The following is a 1,499-nucleotide window of genomic DNA, read 5'->3' as shown; positions in this document are numbered from 1 at the left end:
TTTGGGGTTGTATGGTTAAGTGACTAAGCGTATACGGTGGATGCCTAGGCAGTTAGAGGCGATGAAGGACGTGTAAGTCTGCGAAAAGCTGTGGTGAGTTGACAAAACGCATTTGAGCCACAGATGTCCGAATGGGGGAACCCAGTGCATTTATGCACTATCTGCAACTGAATACATAGGTTGTAGAGGCAAACGAGGGGAACTGAAACATCTAAGTACCCTTAGGAAAAGAAATCAATTGAGATTCCCCTAGTAGCGGCGAGCGAACGGGGAGCAGCCGAGTAATTATGACGTAGTGGAATGTGTTGGAAAGCACAACGGTACAGGGTGATAGTCCCGTACACTAAGCGTTATTTTTGCCATATTAAGTAGGTCGGGACACGTGTTATCCTGACTGAAGATGGGGGGACCATCCTCCAAGGCTAAATACTCCTAACTGACCGATAGTGAACCAGTACCGTGAGGGAAAGGCGAAAAGAACCCCTGTGAGGGGAGTGAAATAGAACCTGAAACCGTATACGTACAAGCAGTGGGAGCAGACTTGTTCTGTGACTGCGTACCTTTTGTATAATGGGTCAGCGACTTATATTTTGTAGCAAGGTTAACCGTTTAGGGAAGCCGTAGTGAAAGCGAGGGTTAACTGCCCGTTTAGTTGCAAGGTATAGACCCGAAACCCGGTGATCTAGCCATGGGCAGGTTGAAGGTTGAGTAACATCAACTGGAGGACCGAACCCACTGACGTTGAAAAGTCAGGGGATGACCTGTGGCTGGGGGTGAAAGGCCAATCAAACCGGGAGATAGCTGGTTCTCCCCGAAAGCTATTTAGGTAGCGCCTCGGACGAACACCATTGGGGGTAGAGCACTGTTAAGGCTAGGGGGTCATCCCGACTTACCAACCCTTTGCAAACTCCGAATACCAATGAGTGATATCCGGGAGACACACGGCGGGTGCTAACGTCCGTCGTGAAGAGGGAAACAACCCAGACCGCCAGCTAAGGTCCCAAAATATTGCTAAGTGGGAAACGATGTGGGAAGGCTAAGACAGCTAGGAGGTTGGCTTAGAAGCAGCCACCCTTTAAAGAAAGCGTAATAGCTCACTAGTCGAGTCGGCCTGCGCGGAAGATGTAACGGGGCTAAGCAATATACCGAAGCTGCGGATGTTTACTTTGTAAACATGGTAGGGGAGCGTTGTGTAAGTGGCTGAAGGTAAGCTGTGAGGCTTGCTGGACATATCACAAGTGCGAATGCTGACATGAGTAACGATAATGGGGGTGAAAAACCCCCACGCCGGAAGACCAAGGTTTCCTGTCCCATGCTAATCAGGGCAGGGTAAGTCGGCCCCTAAGGCGAGGCAGAGATGCGTAGTCGATGGGAAACGGATTAATATTTCCGTACTTGGTATATCAGTGAAGGGGGGACGGAGAAGGCTAGGCAAGCTTGGTGTTGGTTATCCAAGTGAAAGTGCGTAGGGCGTTGAATTAGGTAAATCCGGTTCAACA

General features: G+C 49.7%; 1 rRNA gene. It reads left to right on the top strand.

The features are described 5' to 3' along the window. Window positions 1-13 precede the first annotated feature (13 nt). A 23S ribosomal RNA gene (locus Q4567_RS22165) occupies window positions 14-1,499 on the top strand; the annotation flags it as partial.

The sequence above is a fragment of the Aliiglaciecola sp. 2_MG-2023 genome, assembly GCF_030548145.1.
Classification (GTDB): domain Bacteria; phylum Pseudomonadota; class Gammaproteobacteria; order Enterobacterales; family Alteromonadaceae; genus Aliiglaciecola; species Aliiglaciecola lipolytica_A.
This window is presented reverse-complemented; position numbering and strand designations above follow the sequence as displayed.